This is a genomic window from Variovorax trehalosi, assembly GCF_051216415.1.
Classification (GTDB): Bacteria; Pseudomonadota; Gammaproteobacteria; order Burkholderiales; family Burkholderiaceae_C; genus Variovorax.
The window spans coordinates 1-20895 of the sequence record NZ_JBPJZG010000016.1; the positions used below are offsets into that span (position 1 = coordinate 1).

Here is a 20895-nt window from a genome sequence, read left to right on the forward strand (position 1 = left end):
TCTTCCTCTTGCCCGCTTGCTCCGCATCCGCAAAACTGATCTGACTCATCGCTCGTGCTCCTTTGCAGGGGTCAATCCTTCATGCAAGAAACGTGCTCTTGATCAGACCTTCCCTAGAAGTTGTCGGCAGTTAATTTCGGGATATCGCGCGCCATGGCCAACAAGGCCTGCGCCCGGCGGGCCACGAACTGAGCAAGGCCTTGCACGAACGCGACTTCCTCTCCCATGTACACGGGGTCCGCCGCCTGCGTCGGCGCCTCTTGAAGTGCGAACTCACAGAGTCGCGTCAGCTCGCGTGCGAAATACCTGCGTTCAACGCCCATGCGCACGCAGAAGTCCGCAAGCGCGAACGAGCGCACTGCGTCCAGCTCGAATTCATCCCCGAATGCCATCGCCAGGTCGTGATGGAACGCCGCGTATTGCACGACGCTCACCAAGTCATACAGCGGCGTCGGCGTGAGCCCTGCGCGGTCGACGAAGAACGAGATGTTCTTGCCGTGCGAATCGCTGTTGCCGAAGAGCAGAGTCGTGACAGCCCAAAGGACCAGGCGCTGCATCCCCAGCGCCGGTTCGACGAACCCGGACCTGAGTGTGCCGAGCTTTTCGAAACTGGCGCCATCGCGAATGTGCCGCACCTCCGGTTGATCCCCCACGTTCCGCTCGTACTTTGCACTCACCGACAGATCCAGCGCCTGGCACCCATCAATGATGTGCAGCCGCTCGACACCGTCCGGTGTCCTGCGGCGGTCGAATCGCTCGATGCTCAAGACCGGCGACGGCACCCGCAGGATGCTCACCTGCGCGGCGCCAGGCGCCTTCCAGCGCCGCATGCTGATGCGGTTGGTCAACTGCATGCAGAAATGCTCGTTGGCCACCATGCACCTTGCTTCCTCGCGCACAGGCTCTGGTTTGAGGATGTGCGTAGACGACAGCGCCCCGTCGACCAGGAACAGTTGGTCTTCTTCGATGGCCACCAGAAGCTTGTCCTGGTGCCCCGCGATGGACATGCGCACTTTGCCGTCCCACCGGTTGAAGGGTTCGTTCGCGCGGTTGTCGATCCGTGCCTGCAGCTCTTCGAACGGCAGGTGCCGGCGCAGTGGCTCCTGCTCGGCCGGCACGTGGCCGGCAGCGATAAAGCTCAGCGCGCCAGCAGTCTCATGTCCGAGGTGGCGAAGAAGCCCGAAGACGTTGTTGCGCGCCACGCGCGCATCGCTGGCCGCCACAACCAGTGCCTCACCTTCAGGGAGCAGGTTCTCTAGGAAACGGCGGATGGCCTGCGACGCCGCGCAACCCTCCAAGGGCAGATATGGCGAGAGCGGGTAGCGGCTTGGCAACGCCCGCCAGGCGGCGTCATAGTCAAAGTGGAAGGCATCCTGAGCTTGGTCATAGCCCAGCGTGCCGACGCGCACGGCTCCCGCGTAGACGTCCAGGATGTACCCTTCCATCACCGACCCTCGCTCGTGGACGGGTCAAGCACTGCTTCGAGAGCAGGAATGTCGGTCTTGGCCACGATGAGCATGCGAAGGCCCAGACTCTCCAGCACCAGCATGAGCTTGTCTGCGGTCACCGGCTTGCCGTTCTCCAAACGCGAAAGCAAGTCGCTGGAGACTCCGCTGAGGGATGCAGCGTCGTCGATGCGCATGCGCGACTGGGCGCGTCGATTTCGCACGAGTTTGCCGAGTTGCTCTAGGGAGGCAGCGGCTGGACTCAGGTTCTTGTGGAATTCAGGAAGTGTGCGGGCCATATTATTCCGTATTCTCGGAACTATAGACCAAAAAACAAAAATCCACCGTTAATTTCGCCATAACGGAACAATGCATAATTGGCGTTGCTAAACGCATTTATTTCGGCATGCCGGAACAATGTACGCGCGAATGGCAGCATCGCAGCCACACAGCTGCGTGACTCGCTAGGCGCCTACGGGGGAGCCGGCGGCATGGCGGTGCTGTCCGAGAAGACCGTGGCAGCGCCAGTTGGAGACGTACCGTCGGTTGCCGGAGGCCCTGCACCAGGTGCACGGGTGCGGGCATCGCGACCTGCGGCGAGGCGGGAAACGACCATATCCTCAGACCACGCTGTGCAGGATCGGCGTGCGCCCAGTTGCACGCACGCGCACCACCTTCAGCCCTGTTGTCCCCTCCGCGAGCTGCAGCGCAGCCGCCACGTCGAGCGGCGCAAACACGAAGCCGAACTCCTTTACGCTGGGCCTGCTGCGCGAGCGGCGTTAGGCATGCCGGGGCATCAAGCAGACTTCCCATCGTTGGATTGAACTGATGTCTGTAGGCAATCTGCACGAGAACTCCTCTCAGACCGCTGGGGACCACGACTTGCCAGATGACAGCCTGCGGCCAGGCAACGTGCTTTCAAAGAGATTTTTTACAAACACCGCCAACACCGGTAGGGAGCATCTGTTGACGACTGGCAGCTTTGCTGATCATGCGTCCTCCGTTGCTGCGCGCGCGACCAACCTCAACTCATGGGAGCAGCGTTCACGGACCGTCGGCGTCGGGTGCAACGGTGCGCCACGTAGTAGAGAGTTGGACTGAATCCGGGCGAGCGCTCAGAAGTCCGGAGCGACCTCAGTCTGAGCCACCGCAAGCAGCAGCGCCGTCCGACCGCCAGCTGCCGGCGGCGCTTACCGTGCCGTTCATGACTCGGGCTATCCAGGGCCGAGATCGGCCGACACCGGTCGGTCAACAGCTCTTGGCGAGCAGGGCCTTGGACAACGGCGCCCCAGCGCCAGGGACAAAAGGCGCGGTTGCCGAGCTTCAAAGGTACCCGCGAAACCGCCCGCAAAGCAAAGCGGCCCCCGAAGGGCCACACGTTCGCTTGCGCATTGCTGCGCGATGCTTACTTCTTCTTTGCAACAGCCTTCTTGGCGGCAGGCTTGGCGGCCGCAACCTTGTCCGCCTTGCGCTTGGCTGCCTTCGGGTCTACCGCTGCCTTGAACGAAGCGCCGGGCACGAACTTCGGCACCTTCTGCGCCGCGATCTTGATCTTGGTGCCGGCCTGAGGATTGAAGCCGGTGCGGGCCGCACGCGCGACCTGCTTGAAGGTGCCGAAGCCAACGATCTGCACGGGATCGCCCTTTTTCACGGCGGCGACGATCGCGCTGGTCACAGTCTCCAGGATGCGCGCAGCTTCGGCCTTGCTGACGGTGTGGGTGGTGGCGATTTTTTCGACGAGTTCGATGCGGTTCACTGTTGATTTATTCCTATGACGAAAGATCAGGCTCAGGGCCTGTGCACACCGCAGGCGGATGCCCGCGGCGAGCGGCGGCAGTGTAGCCGCAGCGCCGAGAGAGCCCGGCCCGCGGCGAACCGAACGACGCCCGCGCTCGTGGCTCGGAGAGAAGCGGCCGCCGCCGTCAAGGTCAGAGCGGCACATGCACGCGCGTCGCAATACCCCTTCGCGACCTGCCCTTCGCACAGCGTAGGACAGACACGGGCAGCCGGGGTCGCATTTGGCGGATAGCGGCAGTCTTCACGGATGCAGAAATTGCTTGGGCACTCAACGGGCATTCAAGGGAGTACGTATGACGAATTGTTTGATCGACGGCGGGACCGTAGTCGTGCGCGTCAGGGCCGCGCGACAATGAAGCTTGAGCCGATGGACTATCTGCGCGAACTGCAAAGGCGCGAGTTTCCGCTCGTCGTCACCGGGCAGTCGGCCGTCACTTGTGTCGAGTTGCTCCACACGGTCGGCTTCATCAAGGCGGTCGTGATCTCTTCGGACCCCGGGTCTGTCGCGGCGCGAGTGCACCGGATCACCGAACTCGGCCGCTTGGCGCTGGCGAAGCGCTGATGATGTCCATCGGCGGCTGCGCCTGCATGCGCCTCAACCACGTCTCGCAGGACACCCGGGACCGGAAACCATGAACATGAAGTTGATCCGGACGATTCTGGAGATTGCAGCGATGCCGCTGTTTGCTGTCGCGCTGTTCGCAACCGGACTCATCGCGGCCTTTGCGCACCTTCTGGCCCTGCCCGGCCTTTATCTCTGGGAGAGATACCAGGAAAACAAGCCTGTGTTGTCGCCAAGTCGCCCAGGCGCCGATCCGTGAGCAAAGGAAAATCGGGTATCACCTGGTCATCGGGTGTTGCTCGGCCGAGCAAGCTGAACCCCAAAGCAGCGCGTCGAAGTCACCACGACGAGAAAAACAACATTGACTTCTGCAAACGAATTTGCCGTAGCGTGGACCGCGTAAGAGTTCACGACCATTTTCCGAAGCCCTCCGTGAGGGCTTTTTTCATGGATCCCCAACATGGTTTCCGGTCAAGCCCGTACCGGCCTCACACATAAGCGTCTGGGTTGGGGCTATTTGCAGGTCAGCGCCGGCGATGAACTAGACAAGGGCGCCATGCAGGAAGGGCGAATGCCCTACATCCATCCGTTGACCTGTCGAGATACTTGAGATATGGATCAACACTATCAATCGGCAGGCCGGCTGTTTTCAGCGACAGTGACCGGTGCTTCGGTGACCTTAAAAGATCTCATGGTGTCGGTGCCCATCTACCTGGCGGCCCTTGAAAGCAGCTTCACCGACACCGAGAGCTTTCTAGCTTGCTTCAATGCGAGGAAAAAAGAACTTGCGCGGGGCCCGTCAAATCTTTCTAACACCGAGTTGCGGTTGGCGGCCCGATGGCAGAAGGCTCATACCGATGCAGACTTCGACGCGAGGAAGTCGTTGAGCGCCCCGAAAGATAAGGAGTTTTCCTTGGTGCTGGCTGCTGCGCACTCCCGCAGTTCGGCAGAGTCCCCCTTCCCCTTCATCTCTACGGGGTCCCCCTTCACTGTTACCGTTTGAGTCGCCCCGACGTGCTCGTCCCGCCCCGACGTCCAGGGAGCCCTTGATCGCGCCTTAATCGTTGCCGGCTTCTCGCAGATTCTTCAGTGGCACCCAGCCGTTGCGAGCATCTGAATCGCCCCGGCTTTCATGGAGGCCGGTTGGTTTAAGTCATACCGCCGTCTTGACGGGCTGACTGGCGAGTTGCCGCTGCGAAGGCTGGCGTAGTAGCGCGCTCGAACCTTCCAGCTCTCGAAGTTGACTCGGCGCGGGCATTCGATCAAGCCTGCCAGCGGTAGGGCAGCAGATCTCTGACGCGGCGATCGGGTTGCGTAGGCAGCCGCTCGAGCACATCCTTGCGGTACACATAGGGCTCATGGCCGTTGAGCCGGGGCCGTGTGGAGCAGGCTCATGATGGCTGCTGCCCTCTGTCCGGCACGCAAACTTCCAGTGAACAGCAATTCCAGGCCTTGCATCGCTCACGTAGGCGAGCCATCACAAGTTCTTCGGTCGCTTCCGCACTCAAGCTCACCAGTTTGCAGCGCAGTTCGTTCATGCCGCTGGCCGCGGGCGACGTGATCGTCACCGGCACGCCCGGCGGCGTGGGCGCCAAGCGTACGCCGCCCGTGTGGATGAAGGCGGGAGACATCGTCGAAGTGGAAGTCGATGCGATCGGTGTGCTGCGCAATGGAGTGCGTGCGGAATGAGGCTGGCGGGAAACATTTGAGTGGCAGCAACAGCTAACGATGCTGAAAGACAGATGGTAGGCCAACTGACGATAACCAAAGGCACGTAAATACCCAGTTATCGATGGTCGATCCGACACTGCAAGCAGTAGCAGTCGCTGCATCAGGGTGTTGGTGATACCCCGGGGTAGGTAACAGCGCGCGAGGGTTAAAAAAGGCAGGTGAGCCACGCAGCTCCACCAGCAGCGACTGGCGCCATCGTCGCCAAGGCGCCGCCGGGCCTGCAGCGGCCGCACTCACCTCAACCTCGTCCAATACGCAGCGAACGCCCACTTGTCGGCCAATTCCTCGATCACCTTCTTCATCGGCTTGCCAGCGCCATGGCCCGCCCGGGTCTCGATGCGCACGAGGTGCGGCCGCGATCCGATGTCGGCGGCCTGGATGGCCGCGATGTACTTGAAGGTGTGTGCGGGAACCACACGATCATCGGTATCCGCCGTCGTGGCAAGGATGGCGGGGTAGTGCCTGCCGGATGCCACATTGTGATACGGCGAATAGCTCAGCAGGTTGCCCCACTGTGCCTCGTAAGGCTTTCGCGCTACCGGTCGTTGGGCCCCATGCCGCACAGTCGCAGCACGTTCTCGGTGGCAACCTTGTCCCGCGCGGCCGGGCTCAACTGCCCCAGCAGGTTCTGTACGCTTTGGAATTTCAATGCATCGCCAGTTGCCGACCTCTGCGTCGCATCTGTGCCAACAGTGAAGCGATCAGGCTGCGCTTCAATGAGTTGCAGCCATTCGGGCCATACGTCACGCCCATTCCGAAGAATCGTGTAGTCGGGGGAACGCGGGTGGTGGGGCCAGGTTCGTGCGCTCAATTCGTAGTAAAGATTGGGGTGCCGCGCGAGCATGCGCTGCGCGATGAACAGTGGGGTGTACCCGCCGTGCGCCCAGATCACCTTGACATCGGAAAAGCGCTCGAGGGCCGTGGAAAGCTCGTGCATGTGCGTCCACTCGATGTGCACAAGGACCGGAACGCCATACTTGCGCGCCAGAGAGAAGATGCCCACCATCAAGGGGCCTGTCACGCTGAACCCTGTCTCGGCGAAGTTGCCTCCCGGGAAATGGGCCACGGAGATTTCGCCGATCCCCTTGTAGTGGCCGCTCGCAAGCAATCGATCGAGTTCGTCCAGCAACACCGGATCCTCATGTTCCCATGCCAGTCGGTATTTCGAGCGTTCGGGCGAAATCGAAGCGAATGCGATGAATCGATCAGGCCAGCGCCGCGCCGCCTCGGCAACTGATTCGTTGTCACTGCGGCCTCCCCAGAACACAACGGCCCGGCTCGCGCCGTATGCGTTCATCAGCTTGAGTTGGGAAGTCGCGTCGTTCAGATGCGCATGCGCATCGATGAAGGGTATGGGCGCTTGCGGCGTTACCACGCCATCGGTGCCTGACGCGGCGCTCTCGATTTCTGCCTGAATCGCGAGCCGACTCTGTTTCTGGCGCTTTGGCGCCTCTTCGGCTCGCGGCGCGAATGAGAGCAGCAGGAACGCGGCAACCGCGACGACGTAAATTTTCATCTTTTCTTTTTGGAAGTCGTTGTTTGTTGTACCGCGTGCCTGTGAAGCGCTGCGATACCGCTGTGATCTTGATGTCCATGTAGCCCCGCTCCCGGAGGTACTTTCGGACTGCGGTGTCACCGAAAGGCGTCGCTTTGCCCTTGACGTGGATCGTCCACAGGGGACGGCAAGGCATGCCTGCATGCTGGCCGACCGCCTGGGCAAGATCACCCTCGTCGAGGACGATCGCGACAAGCGATGCCGCGCAGTCGGGGCAAGGCGTCGTCGCGCCGCACAGGGCCTCGGCCAAGGTCGCATCCGCGACCTGACCCAGGAGGTAGGCGGGGGTCAGCGCACCGACGCCCAGCTTGGAGGCCAGCGAGGGCGCGGGCGTCATGATCTTCTTCACCCACTTCCGCGCTTCGCCGACATCGAGTTCGATGGCAACGGGCTCTCCATCGGCAACGAATCGCAAGACTTGGCCGTCCGCCCGCACATCGACCAATGCCGAGCGGGCGATGCGTCGCTTCGGCGTTGCGCCGCGGAGCACGAGCATGGTCGAGTCCAGGTGGACCTGAGCGGCCTCCTTTATGGAGCCTACGACCCACAGGCCGTGCGCTTCACGGCCCATGTCGCTTCGCCGGCGGCGTACCCCCGGTCAGCCAATCCCGCCCCGGGCTGTACTTCTGCTCCATGGTTTTCTCCTCGAGACGTGGTCAGCATCCTGATAAGGGAAAATCACGCGGGAGCGACCGAGTCCCACAGGGGCCACCTTAGAAGTTCGTCGCGCGAATGTGGTCAGCAACCGGTATTGAGGGAAAGATTCCCGCCACGACTGCTGGAACTGAGCGAGGTCACGTCCATAGCGCCGCTTCGCCGGCCAAGACTGGCGCTTGCTGTCGTTTCTTTTGCCGCTGCCGAATTGCCTCTTGTCGTATTGACCGCAAGTCGACCAGCAAACCGATGCACAGCGCGGCGCGGCGCGCGCTCTTCTCAGGCGCCTCACGCTTTCCATTTGATTCATCATCGTCATTGCCCCAGGATGTGGTCCGCGTCCGCAAAGCAATGGAGCGAGAGTGCCCCATGGGATCCACCTAAAGGCTCGGAATCTGTTCAAACAGGCCGGCCCATCTCTCTTTCTGATCCGCTCCGTTGCGGGGCAATGGATTCCAAGAGTTTGAGCAAGGCTAAGTCGCTCCCAAACGTCAGGCGTGACCAACCGCATGTGCACGTATGCGGTGCTACACCGCAAGTCCCGCGACAGCACGGTAGCCGGCGCACTTATTCCGCCTTTACCAAATGCTGACCACTCTCACATTGCATCACTTTAAGGTCTATCCCCTGCGAGCAAGGTCGGCACCGCATGACTATTTTCCTGGGGCGCTGACCACGCCCCAAATCGACAAGAACCATGGACAACGCGAGCAGCACGAGGCATCGACGACTGGCGTATGGGATGAACGTCGAACTTCGGGCCGAATTCGAGCCTGACCAGACGATGATTCCGAGCATGGAGCATGCTTTTCCCAATGGATGCCAGTTTTCTTGCGCACGACCGCTCGCTTCTACCGAAGATGTCGCTCGCGCGAGGCAAAGCGTGGCAAGGTGCCAGGGCCGACTGAAGTCATGGTGGGGCTGCCAAACGGGGGCGACATTTGCAGCGCATGGATGCGCCTATTCCACGTCGGCGCCGGGTCTTCTCGCGCGCTTGTGATCTTTCCCCTCAAGAATATTCTGACCAGGAAAAATGGGAATACCGCCCTATGCACATCCCGCGCCAGCGCTTCGGCCCTTACATGCTCGACGAGGCCGCTGCGCGTCTGCTACGCGATGGCGAATCCGTGGCGCTGCAGCCCAAGGTTTTTGCACTGCTGTGCGCGCTGACAGCGCGGCCGGGCCAGTTGGTCGCCAAGGACACCTTGCTCGACGAAGTCTGGCCGGGGCAGGAGGTGAGCGAAGGTGTGGTCAAGACCGCCGTCAATCAACTGCGCGCCGCGCTCCAGGACAACCCCGCGCAGCCGCGGTACGTCGAGACCGTGCAGCGCCGCGGCTACCGCTTCATCGCCGCGTTGCAGCCTGCCGATGCAGCCAGCATGCCGACCACATCGCCAGTGCAGCACGCGCCGGTGCCCGCATGGGTGGATGCGCCGGCAAATGTGCCGATCGGTCGCACCCCCGCGGTCGAAACGTTGCGCGCGGCCTGGGCGCGCGCCGTGGCCGCGGAGCGGCAACTGGTCTTCGTCGTCGGCGAAGCCGGCGTGGGCAAGACCACGTTGATCGACCACGTCGCACGAAGTGCGGGAGCACCGCGCGTACTGCGCGGCCAGTGCGTCGAGCAGGGCGGCCAGGACGCACCCTACATGCCGGTACTCGAAGCACTCAACGGCCTGTGCCGTGGCGCACCCGAGGTGCTGCCGCTGTTGCGGCATGTGGCGCCCACCTGGCTGGCCCAGATGCCTTGGTACCTCGACGCGGCCGAGCGTGCGGCACTGCTGCTGGAAATCCACGGCGTGGGCCCCGGGCGGATGCTGCGCGAGTTCGGCACGCTGCTCGATCAACTGGCGCAGCGCCATCCGTTGTTGTGGATTCTCGAAGACCTGCAATGGAGCGACCAGCCCACGCTGCTGCTGCTCGAGCATCTGGCCAGCCATCGGCAGCCGGCGCGCTGGCTGCTGGTTGCGAGCCTGCGCCCCGACGACGGGCAAGGCCGCGTAAGCGCGGCCGCCGACCTGCATGTGCGGCTGCGCTTGCGCGCGCTGGCGGGCAGCCTGTCACTCGAGCCCTTCACGCCAGCGCAGGTTGCGGACTACATGGCGCAGCGCTATCCGCAGGCGGCGCTGCCGCGTGGCGCCGCCCAGCACCTGCATGCGCAGACCGGTGGCTTGCCGCTGTACCTGGCGACCTGGCTCGATGCCGCCGAGCGGCAGCACCCTCCGGTTCAGGGCCGCCCGCCGGTCGAAGCGCTGGTCGACCCGCCCAGCCAGTTGACCCAGACGCTCGCGCACCTGATCGAGCGGCAATGGGATCTGATTGCCCCTGAAGACCAGGTGCTGCTCGAAGCCGCCGCCGTGCTGGGCGTGGAGTTCTGGAGCCAGCCGCTGGCCGCGATGCTCGAGCGCTCCCGGCTGTCGGTGCGCGCGCAGGTCGACCGGCTCGCGCTCCAGGGGTTCTGGCTGGTGCCGTTGGAGCTCGAGCAGTTGTCCGACGGCAGCTTCGATGCGCGTCACGCGTTTCGTCACGCGCTGCATCGCCATGTGCTTTACCACCGCCTGGGCCCCGCCGCGCGCGCCGAGTTGCATCGGCGCGCCGCCGTAGCGCTGCAGACGGCGGCACCGCTGGGACTTTCGGTGAGCGCCGCCGAGATGGTCGAGCATCACGAGCGCAGCCTCGACCTGGCCGCCGCGGTGCGCAGCAGCGTGGCCGCCGTGCGGCTGGCACTCGCGCGCTTCGTGCCGCAGGAAGCGGTGCGGCTTGCACAGCGTGCGCTGGCCCTGCTTGAGCGGTGCCGCGACATCGACATGCGCGAGCGCGATGCGCTCGAACTCGCCCTGCAGGCCGAGCAGGGCGTGGCCTTCGCCCAGTACCTAGGCTTTGCCGCACCGGAGCGCGAGGCAGCGCTCGAGCGCGCGCGGCTGCTGTGCGAGCGCGCCGAGGCAGGCGCCTCGCACGGCTGGATTGATGCCGGACTCGGCTGGATCCACCAGACACGCGCCGACTATGCGCGTGCGCTGCAGATGGCCGACCGGGTGGAGGCCGCGGCCCGGCGCTTCGACGACTCGGCGCTGCAGATCTGCGCCTGTAACCTGCGCGGTGCGGCCCTGTCGTTCCAGGGCGCCTATGGGCCTGCCGTGGCCTGCCTGCGTGAAGGGCTCGCGCTGTGCGCGCAGATGGGCGAGCGCTTGGTCGGCGCACCCTTCCCCATCGATCCGGCGGTGTCGCTGCTGATCAACGCTGCGTTTCCGCTGCTGGCGCTGGGCGATATCGAAGCGGCGCTGAGTCACGTCGAACAGGCGCGCGTACGCGCCGATCGCCTGGGCGCTCCGATGGCCAGCATGCTCGCGGCCTGGGGTGCCGCGGTGGTCGGCGCGGCACTCGACGATCCGGTGCGGGTCGTGCAGGCGCTGCCGGTGCTTGAAGTGGCCGCCGGTCCGAACGACATCGGGCAGGCCGACGGCCCGGCACACTGGTATGCGGGATGGGCACTGAGCATGGGCGGCGCCGCATCGACCGATGAAGGATTGCAGCGCATCCGCGATGGCATGGCGCGGCACCGCGCGCGCGGTGTGCTCGCGGGTGCCAGCCAGGTGCATCTCTACGCCGCCGAGGTGGCTTTGCGCGCCGGCGACCTGGCCGCCGCGCGCAGCGAGGTGGACCGGGGCCTGCATTGGGCCGAGCGCCTGGGCGAAGCCATGCACCTGGCCGAGCTTCATCTGCTAGATGCACGCTGCCACACGGCGCAGCGCGACGAAGTGCGCGCCGAAGAGGCGCTGGCGCGCGCGCTGCACCACAGCCACGAACAGCAGGCCGCCTGGCCCGCGCTGGCCGCGCGCCTGATGCGCTGCGAGCGTCCAGGTGCCGGCGATGCGGACCGCGCCGCGCTCGCCGACGCGCTGGCACGGCTGCGCGGCGGCGAGGGGCATGCGCGCGTGCGGCGCGCCCATGCCCTGCTGCGCGGCGCGGCGCCCCGCCTAACACGCCAAGGCAGCTCCTGACCGATCGCTGACAACTTTCCTGTCGCGCCGTCATAACGTCCGGCCCCTTGCGGGGCGCGGTCGGTCCCGTTCTTCTTTTCTTGTGGACGCGGACCACGTCCTGAGGCACGACAACGATGGATCACACGGAAAGCGCGAAGCGCCCGAGGCCGGCGCACGCCATGGCGGCAGACACGAACGGCGAGGGCGATGCAGGCGGGCAACCGATCAACACGAAGCACTCCGCGATGCCCTTGCGCGTAGCGCTGTGCATTGGCTTGGTGGCAGGGCTGATGGCGTGTGGCGGCGGCGGAGGCGGCAACGGTTTCGTTGGATGGCCGCCCATCGCATCGCAACCGCCACCTGACCCGGCACCGCCGCCCGCGCCGCCACCCACGCCCGTGCCCGGTGCAGGCATCGACGCGCCCGCGCATGTCGTCGCCCACACGCGCTACAGCTACACCGCCAGCGTGGCGGATCGCGTGGCCAGCGCCTGGCGCTGGGTCTGGGGCGATGGCTCGCCCGACGGCGGCGGCAATCCCGCGACCCACATCTGGCGCCGGCCCGGCAACTTCGAACCCACGGTCCATGCGACGGTGGGTGACGTCTCGCATGCGGGCACGCTGGCCACCCAGGTCGTGAGCCAGCCGATGGGTGCGGGCTCCGACCACGTCTGCGCGCTCAAGGCCGACGGCACGGTGTCGTGCTGGGGCGAGAACCCGTACGGGCAGCTCGGTGACGGCACGCTCGACGATCGCGACGCGCCCGTGGCCGTGAACGGCCTCGCAGACGTGGTCGGGTTGGCCGTCGGCCTGCGGCACAACTGCGCGCTCAAGTCCGACGGCGGCGTGGCCTGCTGGGGCGACAACGGCTCCGGCCAGCTCGGCGACGGCACGACCGACGGACGCAGCACACCGGTCGCGGTGCCGGGACTCAGCGGCGTCGTGGCGCTCTCCGCCGGCCTGTATCACAGCTGCGCGCTGAAGAACGATGGCGCGGTGGTCTGCTGGGGCTACAACGTGCAGGGGCAACTCGGGGACGGCAGCGGGACCGCGCAACTGGCGCCCGTGGCAGTGTTCGGCTTGAACGATGCGGTGGCGTTGGCCACCAGCCGCAACCACAGCTGCGCGCTCAAGGCCGACACGAGCGTCGTCTGCTGGGGCGTCAACCCCTACGGCCAACTGGGCGACGGCAGTTTCAACATGCGCGCGACCCCGGTGGCGGTGGTCGGCCTCAGCGGTGTCGTGTCGCTGGCCCTGGCCGAGCTACACAGCTGCGCGCTCAAGGCCGACGGCACCGCCAGTTGTTGGGGAGAAAACAGCAGTGGCCAGCTGGGCGACGGCACCGACGACACACGGCCGACAGCGGCCCCCGTGCAGGGGCTGACGGACGTTGCGGCGATGGTCGGAGGCAGCGCCCATACCTGCGCACTCAAGACCGATCGCAGCCTCGTCTGCTGGGGCAGCAACGAAGACGGGCAACTGGGCGATGGCAGCACCACCGACCGCTACACGCCCGTGGCGGTGAGGGGCATGGCGTCTGCCACGGCGCTGGGTGCCGGGCGCGCCTCGACCTGCGCACTGAAAGCCGACGGCACGGCCGCCTGCTGGGGCGACGACGACGCCGGGCAGATGGGCGACGGCGGCGGCATGGGCGCGGGACAGCGCACGCCGGCGGCCGTGAGCGGCGGCGCAGTCTTCTGGAAGTAGCGCCCCGGCGCGGGCGATCGCACGCGGAATATTTTTCGCCTGACCGATCGCTGACCACTTTCCCATCGCTTCTTTTTAACGTTCGAGCCCACGCGGAACCGGGTCAGTTCCGCGTGCTTCTTTTTCTTACCCGGACGCCGGCCACGTCCCAAGGCGACAACAACGATGGAACAGAAGGACAGCACCAGGCGCCAGTGGTTGGCGAACGCCATGACGGTCGGCATGGGGGCCGCATTGACGGCTTGCGGCGGGGGCGGAGGAGGAGCCGGCTGGGGCGGCGGGCCGCTGCCCGGCAACGGCGGCGGCGGCGGCTCCGGCAACGGCGCCACGTTGGATCTGAACACGCGTGGCGAACTGATGGATGCGTTGAGCGACAAGTACGGCGAGTTCCTGGCCGCAGGCGGCCCACGCAAGCCGATGGAATCGCTGCTCGAATGGGCGCTGCAGCAGCCGCACATCGCCGAGGGGGGTGTCGGCGACCGGACGCTATGGACCCGCTTCACCGACGGGCGCTACTTCGTGTTCAACGACAACTGGCAGCCCGTGGCGCCGACCTTGCAAGGCCGCCAGGCGCCGCAGCAAAAAGCAGGTGACCTCGCGGCCCTGACCACCGCCGGCCCCGCGGAAGTGCCGGGCAACAAGAACGCCGTGCTGCTCATGCACAGCGGGGACGATTTTTCGCCCGAGGGCGTGAACAGCGTGGCGATGGCGGGCAAGGCGCTCAAGGCGCGGGGCTGGGACGTGAACGGCGACCACGCGCTCACCGTCGAGTCGCTGAAGCACCGCGGGGTGGTCGGGCTGCTCTACATCGGCAGCCACGGCGCCTTGTGGGGCAAGGACGAAGAGAACGCCTTCGCCGTGCTCACGCACACTCGCACCTCCGAGGCGCTGGACGAGCAGTACCGCGCCGAGCTGGACGACGGCACGCTGGTCTACAACCGCAGCTGGTCGCTGTGGCATCAGTTCCGGGACCGGGAAAAGGGCCGCCCTTACTACGCGGTGACCGGCAAGTTCTTCGCCAAGTACATGATCTTCTCGCCCCACTCGCTGGTGGTGCTGATGATGTGCAATGGCGGCGCGGCCAAGAGCGCGGAGTTCCGCGGCGACCTGCAGCGCGCCGGCGCCGCCACCATCGTGGCCTGGGATGGCAACTCCAATCTGAAGGGCTTCGACACTGTGGACGCACTGTTCGATCGCCTGACCGGCGGCCAGGCGCTGCCCCCGGGGCCGGACGGAAAACCCAACCGCGCCTTCGACTTCGATGATGTCTGGACCTACCTGGAGAAGAAAAACCTGTTGGTCAATCCGCCTGCCGCAGGGGACAAGCCGGCCGACATTCGCCGCTTCATCAACGGCTTCGGCATCGCCAATCCCGTCATCGAGCAACTGCACGTGGAGTGGAAGAACAAGCTGGTGCTGCACGGCAGCTTCGGCTCCGTGCCCGGCACGGTGAGCGTGGGCGGCACGCAAGTGCCGGTGACGCTGTGGAATCCCGACACCATCGAGTTGACGCTGCCCACGGGCGAGAACGATCCGCCGGGCTCGCATGGCGACGTGGTAGTCACGGTGCTCGACCGCACCAGCAACGTGAGGCCGCTGACGTCGTGGCGTGGGGAGATCACCTACCTGGCGGAGCAGCTTCCCACCGACAACGGCGTCGGCATCCTTCATCGGACGGTGGTGCTGCAACTGCATGTGCGCGGCGACGCGTATGCCAACCGCGCCGAGGTTGATGGTGCGCTCAAACCCAACACCTTCATCCTGTTCGCGGCCTCCGACAGCAAGGCGCGCTATGTGGCGGGCGGTTCGGCGACCTATCCCGCCTCGCCCACGCCCACCGTGTATGCGCTCAGGGGCCAGAGCGACATGGAGGTCGTCGGGCCTCAGGACCTAATCGGTGCGGTGGACAAGATGTGCATCATCTGCCGGGTCGATGCGGTGGCCGGCCTCATGGAAGTCGTGCCGGTGCCCGATGCCGCGATGCACTACGACGAGCTGGTCGACGGTGAGGTCTTCAACCGCAACAGCGTCCTGTTCGAATTCATGGGCTTGGGTTTCTGGAACGCCAATGGAGGGCTGCACTCGCACAAGCCGCTGATGCACGGCACGGCGCTGCCTCTAGGGGCGAGCGGCAGTGTGTCGCCCTACCAACGGACTATCGTGACACAGACCTTCCTCGACGGCCGGCCGCACAGGCGCCAGACCGTGACCACGTCGGGCCTGACCGCCACCCCCGCACTGCGCGATGACGTGGGCCGATAGGCCCGGCCGACCCATGATCCTCGTGACAGGTGGCGCCGGCTACATCGGCTCGCACACATGCGTGGCCCTGGCGGCCGCGGGCCTCGACTACGCCGTGCTCGACAACTTCTCCAACAGCGAGCGCAGCGTGCCGGCGCGGCTCGCCGCTATCACCGGCTACGAAGCCGCCCTCTTCGAAGGCGACGTGCGCGACGAGACGCTGCTGCGCGACATCTTCGGCAGCCACCGCATCACCGGCGTGCTGCATTTCGCGGGGCTCAAGGCCGTGGGCGAATCCAGCCTCAAGCCGCTGGACTATTTCAGCAACAACGTGATCGGCTCGCTGTGCGTGGTGCAGGCTATGACCCACGCGGGCTGCAAGCGGCTGGTGTTTTCTTCGTCGGCCACGGTGTACGGCGACGGCAGGCCCATGCCGTTGGCCGAGGGCGCGCCGTGCGCGGCGACGAACCCCTATGGCCGCAGCAAGCTGATGGTGGAAGAAATGCTCAGCGATCTGGAGCGCTCCGACGCAAGCTGGCAGATTGCCCGGCTGCGCTACTTCAACCCCGTGGGCGCGCATGAAAGCGGGCTCATAGGCGAAAGCCCGAAGGGCGTGCCGAACAACCTCATGCCCTACGTGGCGCAGGTGGCCGCGGGCGTGCGCGCGTCGCTGTCGGTGTTCGGCGGCGACTACCCCACACCCGATGGCACGGCGATGCGCGACTTCATCCATGTCATGGACCTGGCCGAATCGCACGTGGCCGCGTTGATGAGGCTGCAATGCAGCGGCGGCGGCCTGGTGTTGAACCTGGGCACGGGCAGAGGCACCTCCGTGCTCGGCATGATCGGTGCGTTCCAGCGCGCCAGCGGCCGGCGCATTCCGTTCCAGATCGTCGACAGGCGGCCGGGTGACGTGGCCAACTGCTACGCCGACGTGAGCCGCGCCGCGCAGCTGCTGGGATGGCGCGCCAAGCGCACGATCGACGACATGTGCTGCGACGCATGGCGCTGGCAGTTGGGGCAGTCGGGACAGCTGCAATGAGAGCCGACGCCTGCACCCCCTTCGTGTCGGCCCAGGTCTCCATCGCGCTGGAGCGCGCACGGCTGACACGCACCCTCGGCCGTACGCTGCGCGACATCCGCGGCGTGCCGTCCGGATTCCCTGCAGAGCCCGGCGACCACGCCCGGGAGCCGGATTTCCATTGGGACGCTCCGTGTGACACCCGCTACGCGCACGAGGTGCCGAGCCTGGGCGGCGTGCTGCATGTGTTCCAGCAAGGCTGGACCGGCATCCGTGCCGCAGCGGGTTCGTTGCCGGGCCGCAAGCTGGCGATTCGACCGGAGGCGCCGGTGCCCCAGCCCGTGCTCAGGAAACTTGCGCGCAGCATCGCTGATGCCGCCCCGCAGCGCATCCTGGTGCAGGGCATGTCGGACGTGCTGGGGCCGTTGGTCGACGAACTGGCTGCGCAAGGACTGCACGAGCGGCTGTTCGTCAGCCTGCATGGCGCGCCGTCGCAATGGTTCTCGGCGTCGGAGGCGCGCTATGCATTCAAGTGCCTGGCACTGGCGCGCAGCGGAAAGATCCGGCGGCTGCATGTGATGAAGGCCGGCTTCGAGTTTCCCGCGGCACGGCTGTACCCGCCCATGCTCTTCAACCTGCCGCCTTGCCTGTCTGTCGAAGCGCTCGAGGTGGGCGTTGTGCCCAGCCACGCGCAAGATGAGGGCGCCAGTGTCCTCGTGCCCGGCTGGACCGGTTGGCGCAAGAACATCCACACCAACGCGCTGGGCGCTGCGCTGAGCCCGCGTGTGGCCGAGGTGCTGGCTTTCGGCGGCAACCTCGCGCTGCCGCCGCCGCTGGACGCCAAGGTCCGCCTCGTGCCCTTCATGTCGCGCGAACAGACCTTCGCGCTCATCCAGGCGTCGGCGCTGGTGATGAACGTCTCGCTGGTCGACTGCCACCCCATGGTGCATCTGGAGGCGCAGGCGCTCGGCAAGGCTTGCCTGCGCGGCCCGCTGTTCCTCGATGCGCTCGAAGACCACCCCTATGTGCGCCTCACCGAGGTGGCCGACGTGTCGTCGCCGGGGCGCATCCGCTGCGGCGTGGAGCGCGTGCTCGACGTGCCGCCCGACGAGCGCCGCGCGCTCGTGCGCGACTACCAAGCTGCGAGCGACCGGATCGCCCTGCAGCGCTACCACGAGTTTCTGGAGCTGTGATGGGCGCACTGGTTTTCGTCACCACCGAACTCTCGCCCTTCACGCCGGGCGGCATCGGGCGCGTGGTGCACAACATGCTTCGCACGATGAGCGAGGCCGACCGCTCGCGCGCCATCGTTCTGATGGTCGATGGGGCCGTGAACCCCCGGCTGTTCGAGGCCGTCTTTCCCGGCGCGAGGCTCGTGCAGGTCGACACGGCGAAGGACCCGGAGCGCCATACCAACGGCCGGCGCGTGCCGCCCGACTGGGCGTTTTCGGACACGCGCTGGCACTGGCGCTCGGCGGCCGTGATGCTCGCGCTCGAACAGCTGGTGCGCGAGACGCCGATCGGCTATGTCGAGTTTCCTGACTGGCACGGCCTGGCGTTCTGCACCTTGCAGGAGCACCGCTTCAGCGGACTGCTGCCGCAGACCTGCGTTGCGGTGCGGCTTCATTCCACGCACACGGTCATCCTCAACGCCGAAGCCCGGGTCATCGGTGGCGAAGACCTGAACATCTGCGACATGGAGCGCAAGTGCCTGCGCGATTGTGACCGCGTGGTGGCGCAGTTGCCGCGCGTGGCCGAGGCCGTGCGCGAGTTGATGGGATTCTCAGCCGAGGAGTGGAACGATCGCGTGGTCGTGCATAGCCCCACGGTCCTGCTCGACCACCAGGCGCCGGCCACCCACACCATTGCGGCGACAGCGGCGCAGCCGCTGATGTTCACGTCGAAGGTCCAGCGCTTTAAGCGGCCCGACCTTTTTGTGCGCGGTGTCTCGGCTTATCTGCGTGCGCATCCCGGGTACCGCGGCCAGGCTTGCCTGAGTGCGTCGCGTGGCGACGAAGCGTATGCGGCAACGATCGATGCGATGGTGCCTGTCGACCTGCGTGCGCGCTTCGAGTCGATGCCGCACCTGTCGCAACAGGCGAGAGAGGCGGCGTTTTCCCAGGCCACGGTGATCGTGCCGAGCAACTTTGAATCGTTCTGCCTGGCCGCCTACGAAGCCTCGCTGCTGGGCGCACGCGTCATCCTTAATGCGAAAAATCCGGCGTTCGACGACGACTCGCCCTGGCGGGACGGCGTGAACTGCTTCAAGTTCGACGGCACCGCCATCGGCTTGCTGCAGGCGATCGAGCGCAACTTCAGCTGCGAACGGCCGATCGTTCCGGTTGAGCTGCGCTGCGATCCCTGGCCTTGGGACAACTGGCAGCCGTCCATGGCCGAGCACGCGGGCGCGGCGACATCGGAGTTCGGGCCCAAGGTGTCCATCGTGGTGTCGCACTTCAACCTCGGAAACTACCTGTGCGAGACCCTGCAGAACGTGCTGGCCATTGAGCACCAGAACATCGAGATCGTCGTGGTCGACGACGCTTCGGTGGACGAAGGCAGCATCCAGACCATCGAGTCGTTGATCCGCCTGCGCGAGCCGCGCCTGAAGGTCATTCGCCTGGCAGGCAACGTGGGTCTGGCCGCAGCCCGGAACATCGGCGTGCAGCACGCGACGGGCCGCTACGTTTTAACGCTGGATGCCGACGACCTGATCGATCCGCGCTTCGTCGGGCAGGCGGTGCAGGCCTTGGAGCGGCACCGTGAATTCGACGTGGTGGTCACGCCGGCCGCCTACTTCATCGATGGCCAGGTGCCGCCGATGCGCGGCGCGGTCGACGCGGTCGACTACTCGGTCTTCACCGGCGAAGCGCGAACCGCCGGTCTGCTGGAGAACCGCTTCTCGACCGCAACGGCGCTGTTCCGGCGCAGCGCGCTGGAGCGCTTTCGCTACGACGAAGACCTTCACTGCTTCGAAGACTGGTCGCTCTACATGCGCATGTGCGATGCGGGGTTGCGCTTTCTCGTGACGACCGACGTCTTCTTCTTTTACCGCCACCGGAACGACTCGATGGTGCATGCCCTGAGAGACGCGTCGATGCGGCAGATTGAATATGCGGACCTCTTGCGGACCAGTGCGCCCGCCGCCTTTCGCAGCAGCTCGCGGCATCTCATGCTGGGGCTGGCCTCGCCGTCGCGGGGCGCGTTGTCGGCGGGAGCGACAGCGACAGAGCCGGTGGGCGAGTTGCTGAGCCGCATGGCCGTGCTGGAGCACTTGCTGCATGGCGTGTTGCACGCGACCGCGCCGTTTGCGAAGCTGTTCCGAATCCCGAGGTACTTCTGGCGCCGCCTGCTGCCGCTGCGCCGGGTCATTGCGCGCGCGCGTGCTGCAGCTTGAATCGAATGTTATTTTTTGCGCACGCGACCGCGCAGCGTTCATCACGTTTAAGAGGATGGCGCAGATGTTCCACCGTCGCAACCATTCGCACTGCCTTTTCTACCAAGAATTTTGAAATAGAGGACAAATGACACTCGATGACCGCGCTCGAGCCATCGCTGGCGACTGGGAGTCGCATAGTTATTACGAGGAAGCCGAAGCATGGACACATTTCTTCTGGGATGACGGCTCTGTGTTCCGTCAGTTCTTCGAGCGTCTTGACCTCCGTCACGTCGCTGAGATTGCGTGTGGTCGCGGGCGGCACGCTGCTCAGATTGTTGACCGCGTGGGTACGCTCTGCCTCGTCGATGTGGTCCGAGCCAATATTCAAGCCTGTCAGGCGCGCTTCCAAGGAAAACGCCAGATTAACTATATCGTCACGCCTGGCGACTCGCTCGCTGGCATCCCGGACCAGAGCCTCACGGCAGTGTTCTGTTATGACGCAATGGTGCACTTCGAGGCGGACACCATGATCAGCTACATCGCAGAGATTCAGCGCGTTCTCGCACCAGGCGGTCGAACGTTGTTGCACTACTCCAATCTGCACTGGCTCCCGGGTCTAGAGTACGGCCAGGGCCCGCACATGCGAAACTTCTTCAGCGAGGCAATGATGATTCACTTTGCCAGTCGCAAGGGCATGCAATGCTTGGACAGCCGTACCTTGGCATGGGGCAGTGAACCGAAGTATCACGCTCTTGATGCATTGACGCTGCTACAGCGTAGCTGATTCGAGGGTTCACCTGATCGGCCCCCTTCTGCCGTGCCAT

16 protein-coding genes and 1 pseudogene are annotated in these 20895 nt (G+C 65.3%); 11 read left to right on the forward strand and 6 right to left on the reverse strand.

Going from position 1 to position 20895, the window contains the following annotated elements:
* Positions 1–113: 113 nt before the first annotated feature.
* The 3 genes from ACSFA7_RS33260 to ACSFA7_RS33270 all read right to left on the reverse strand — a co-directional run bounded on the left by ACSFA7_RS33260 (position 114) and on the right by ACSFA7_RS33270 (position 3387).
* Complete coding sequence (locus tag ACSFA7_RS33260) at positions 114–1445, reverse strand: HipA domain-containing protein (RefSeq protein ID WP_435503311.1); 1332 nt, start codon at positions 1443–1445, stop codon at positions 114–116.
* Positions 1445–1744, reverse strand: a complete 300-nt coding sequence (locus tag ACSFA7_RS33265) for a helix-turn-helix domain-containing protein (protein ID WP_435503312.1) — start codon at positions 1742–1744, stop codon at positions 1445–1447. The genes ACSFA7_RS33260 and ACSFA7_RS33265 overlap by 1 nt, the downstream gene beginning before the upstream one ends.
* Positions 1745–2850: 1106 nt before the next feature.
* On the reverse strand, positions 2851–3387 hold the full coding sequence (locus tag ACSFA7_RS33270) for an HU family DNA-binding protein (RefSeq protein ID WP_435503313.1): 537 nt from the start codon (positions 3385–3387) through the stop codon (positions 2851–2853).
* 222 nt (positions 3388–3609) lie between these two features.
* Here ACSFA7_RS33270 and ACSFA7_RS33275 point away from each other — a divergent pair, with 222 nt between their 5' ends.
* From ACSFA7_RS33275 to ACSFA7_RS33285, 3 genes are all read left to right on the forward strand, one after another.
* A complete protein-coding gene (locus tag ACSFA7_RS33275) occupies positions 3610–3804 on the forward strand; it encodes a hypothetical protein (protein ID WP_435503314.1) in 195 nt (64 codons plus the stop codon).
* Between the two features lie 70 nt (positions 3805–3874).
* Complete coding sequence (locus ACSFA7_RS33280; RefSeq protein ID WP_435503315.1) at positions 3875–4063, forward strand: hypothetical protein; 189 nt, start codon at positions 3875–3877, stop codon at positions 4061–4063.
* A 354-nt stretch (positions 4064–4417) separates the two neighbouring features.
* A complete protein-coding gene (locus ACSFA7_RS33285; RefSeq protein ID WP_435503316.1) occupies positions 4418–4807 on the forward strand; it encodes a hypothetical protein in 390 nt (129 codons plus the stop codon).
* Positions 4808–5066: 259 nt separating this feature from the next.
* Here ACSFA7_RS33285 and ACSFA7_RS33290 read toward each other — a convergent pair.
* Positions 5067–5244, reverse strand: a pseudogene (locus ACSFA7_RS33290) (transposase domain-containing protein); the annotation flags it as partial.
* Between ACSFA7_RS33290 and ACSFA7_RS33295 the strand changes: the two are divergent.
* Positions 5185–5493: a fumarylacetoacetate hydrolase family protein gene (locus ACSFA7_RS33295; protein WP_435503317.1), complete on the forward strand. Its 309-nt coding sequence runs from the start codon at positions 5185–5187 to the stop codon at positions 5491–5493. The pseudogene ACSFA7_RS33290 and the gene ACSFA7_RS33295 sit on opposite strands and share 60 nt — an antisense overlap.
* Positions 5494–5768: 275 nt before the next feature.
* Here the strand turns inward: ACSFA7_RS33295 and ACSFA7_RS33300 are convergent, their stop codons facing one another.
* Positions 5769–6098 carry a prolyl oligopeptidase family serine peptidase gene (locus tag ACSFA7_RS33300; protein WP_435503318.1) on the reverse strand — a complete coding sequence of 110 codons (330 nt, stop codon included), beginning with the start codon at positions 6096–6098 and terminating at the stop codon, positions 5769–5771.
* Positions 6071–7051 (reverse strand): amidohydrolase family protein, encoded by a 981-nt coding sequence (locus ACSFA7_RS33305; protein ID WP_435503319.1) that lies wholly within the window; start codon positions 7049–7051, stop codon positions 6071–6073. Before ACSFA7_RS33305 ends, ACSFA7_RS33300 begins: the two co-directional genes overlap by 28 nt.
* A 1742-nt stretch (positions 7052–8793) precedes the next feature.
* Here ACSFA7_RS33305 and ACSFA7_RS33310 point away from each other — a divergent pair.
* The 7 genes from ACSFA7_RS33310 (at position 8794) to ACSFA7_RS33340 (ending at position 20855) form a co-directional block, all read left to right on the forward strand.
* Positions 8794–11742: an ATP-binding protein gene (locus tag ACSFA7_RS33310; protein ID WP_435503320.1), complete on the forward strand. Its 2949-nt coding sequence runs from the start codon at positions 8794–8796 to the stop codon at positions 11740–11742.
* Between the two features lie 116 nt (positions 11743–11858).
* Positions 11859–13430, forward strand: a complete 1572-nt coding sequence (locus tag ACSFA7_RS33315; protein ID WP_435503321.1) for an RCC1 domain-containing protein — start codon at positions 11859–11861, stop codon at positions 13428–13430.
* Between the two features lie 165 nt (positions 13431–13595).
* The gene (locus tag ACSFA7_RS33320) at positions 13596–15692 is read left to right on the forward strand and encodes a hypothetical protein (RefSeq protein WP_435503322.1); all 2097 of its coding nucleotides are present in this window, start codon (positions 13596–13598) and stop codon (positions 15690–15692) included.
* A gap of 13 nt (positions 15693–15705) precedes the next feature.
* On the forward strand, positions 15706–16713 hold the full coding sequence (galE, locus tag ACSFA7_RS33325; RefSeq protein ID WP_435503323.1) for a UDP-glucose 4-epimerase GalE: 1008 nt from the start codon (positions 15706–15708) through the stop codon (positions 16711–16713).
* Positions 16710–17885 (forward strand): glycosyltransferase family protein, encoded by a 1176-nt coding sequence (locus ACSFA7_RS33330; RefSeq protein ID WP_435503324.1) that lies wholly within the window; start codon positions 16710–16712, stop codon positions 17883–17885. The genes galE and ACSFA7_RS33330 overlap by 4 nt, the downstream gene beginning before the upstream one ends.
* Positions 17885–20089 (forward strand): glycosyltransferase family 2 protein, encoded by a 2205-nt coding sequence (locus tag ACSFA7_RS33335; protein ID WP_435503325.1) that lies wholly within the window; start codon positions 17885–17887, stop codon positions 20087–20089. Before ACSFA7_RS33330 ends, ACSFA7_RS33335 begins: the two co-directional genes overlap by 1 nt.
* 127 nt (positions 20090–20216) lie before the next feature.
* On the forward strand, positions 20217–20855 hold the full coding sequence (locus ACSFA7_RS33340; RefSeq protein WP_435503326.1) for a class I SAM-dependent methyltransferase: 639 nt from the start codon (positions 20217–20219) through the stop codon (positions 20853–20855).
* The last annotated feature ends 40 nt before the right edge of the window (positions 20856–20895 follow it).

Excerpts from the sequence above, each read along its gene's own strand:
- ACSFA7_RS33260 (WP_435503311.1), bottom strand. The coding sequence starts at position 1,445 with ATGGAAGGGTACATCCTGGACGTCTACGCGGGAGCCGTGCGCGTCGGC.
- ACSFA7_RS33265 (WP_435503312.1), bottom strand. The coding sequence starts at position 1,744 with ATGGCCCGCACACTTCCTGAATTCCACAAGAACCTGAGTCCAGCCGCT.
- ACSFA7_RS33270 (WP_435503313.1), bottom strand. The coding sequence starts at position 3,387 with ATGTGCCGCTCTGACCTTGACGGCGGCGGCCGCTTCTCTCCGAGCCAC.
- ACSFA7_RS33275 (WP_435503314.1), top strand. The coding sequence starts at position 3,610 with ATGGACTATCTGCGCGAACTGCAAAGGCGCGAGTTTCCGCTCGTCGTC.
- ACSFA7_RS33280 (WP_435503315.1), top strand. The coding sequence starts at position 3,875 with ATGAACATGAAGTTGATCCGGACGATTCTGGAGATTGCAGCGATGCCG.
- ACSFA7_RS33285 (WP_435503316.1), top strand. The coding sequence starts at position 4,418 with ATGGATCAACACTATCAATCGGCAGGCCGGCTGTTTTCAGCGACAGTG.
- ACSFA7_RS33305 (WP_435503319.1), bottom strand. The coding sequence starts at position 7,051 with ATGAAAATTTACGTCGTCGCGGTTGCCGCGTTCCTGCTGCTCTCATTC.
- ACSFA7_RS33310 (WP_435503320.1), top strand. The coding sequence starts at position 8,794 with ATGCACATCCCGCGCCAGCGCTTCGGCCCTTACATGCTCGACGAGGCC.
- ACSFA7_RS33315 (WP_435503321.1), top strand. The coding sequence starts at position 11,859 with ATGGATCACACGGAAAGCGCGAAGCGCCCGAGGCCGGCGCACGCCATG.
- ACSFA7_RS33320 (WP_435503322.1), top strand. The coding sequence starts at position 13,596 with ATGGAACAGAAGGACAGCACCAGGCGCCAGTGGTTGGCGAACGCCATG.
- galE (WP_435503323.1), top strand. The coding sequence starts at position 15,706 with ATGATCCTCGTGACAGGTGGCGCCGGCTACATCGGCTCGCACACATGC.
- ACSFA7_RS33330 (WP_435503324.1), top strand. The coding sequence starts at position 16,710 with ATGAGAGCCGACGCCTGCACCCCCTTCGTGTCGGCCCAGGTCTCCATC.
- ACSFA7_RS33335 (WP_435503325.1), top strand. The coding sequence starts at position 17,885 with ATGGGCGCACTGGTTTTCGTCACCACCGAACTCTCGCCCTTCACGCCG.
- ACSFA7_RS33340 (WP_435503326.1), top strand. The coding sequence starts at position 20,217 with ATGACACTCGATGACCGCGCTCGAGCCATCGCTGGCGACTGGGAGTCG.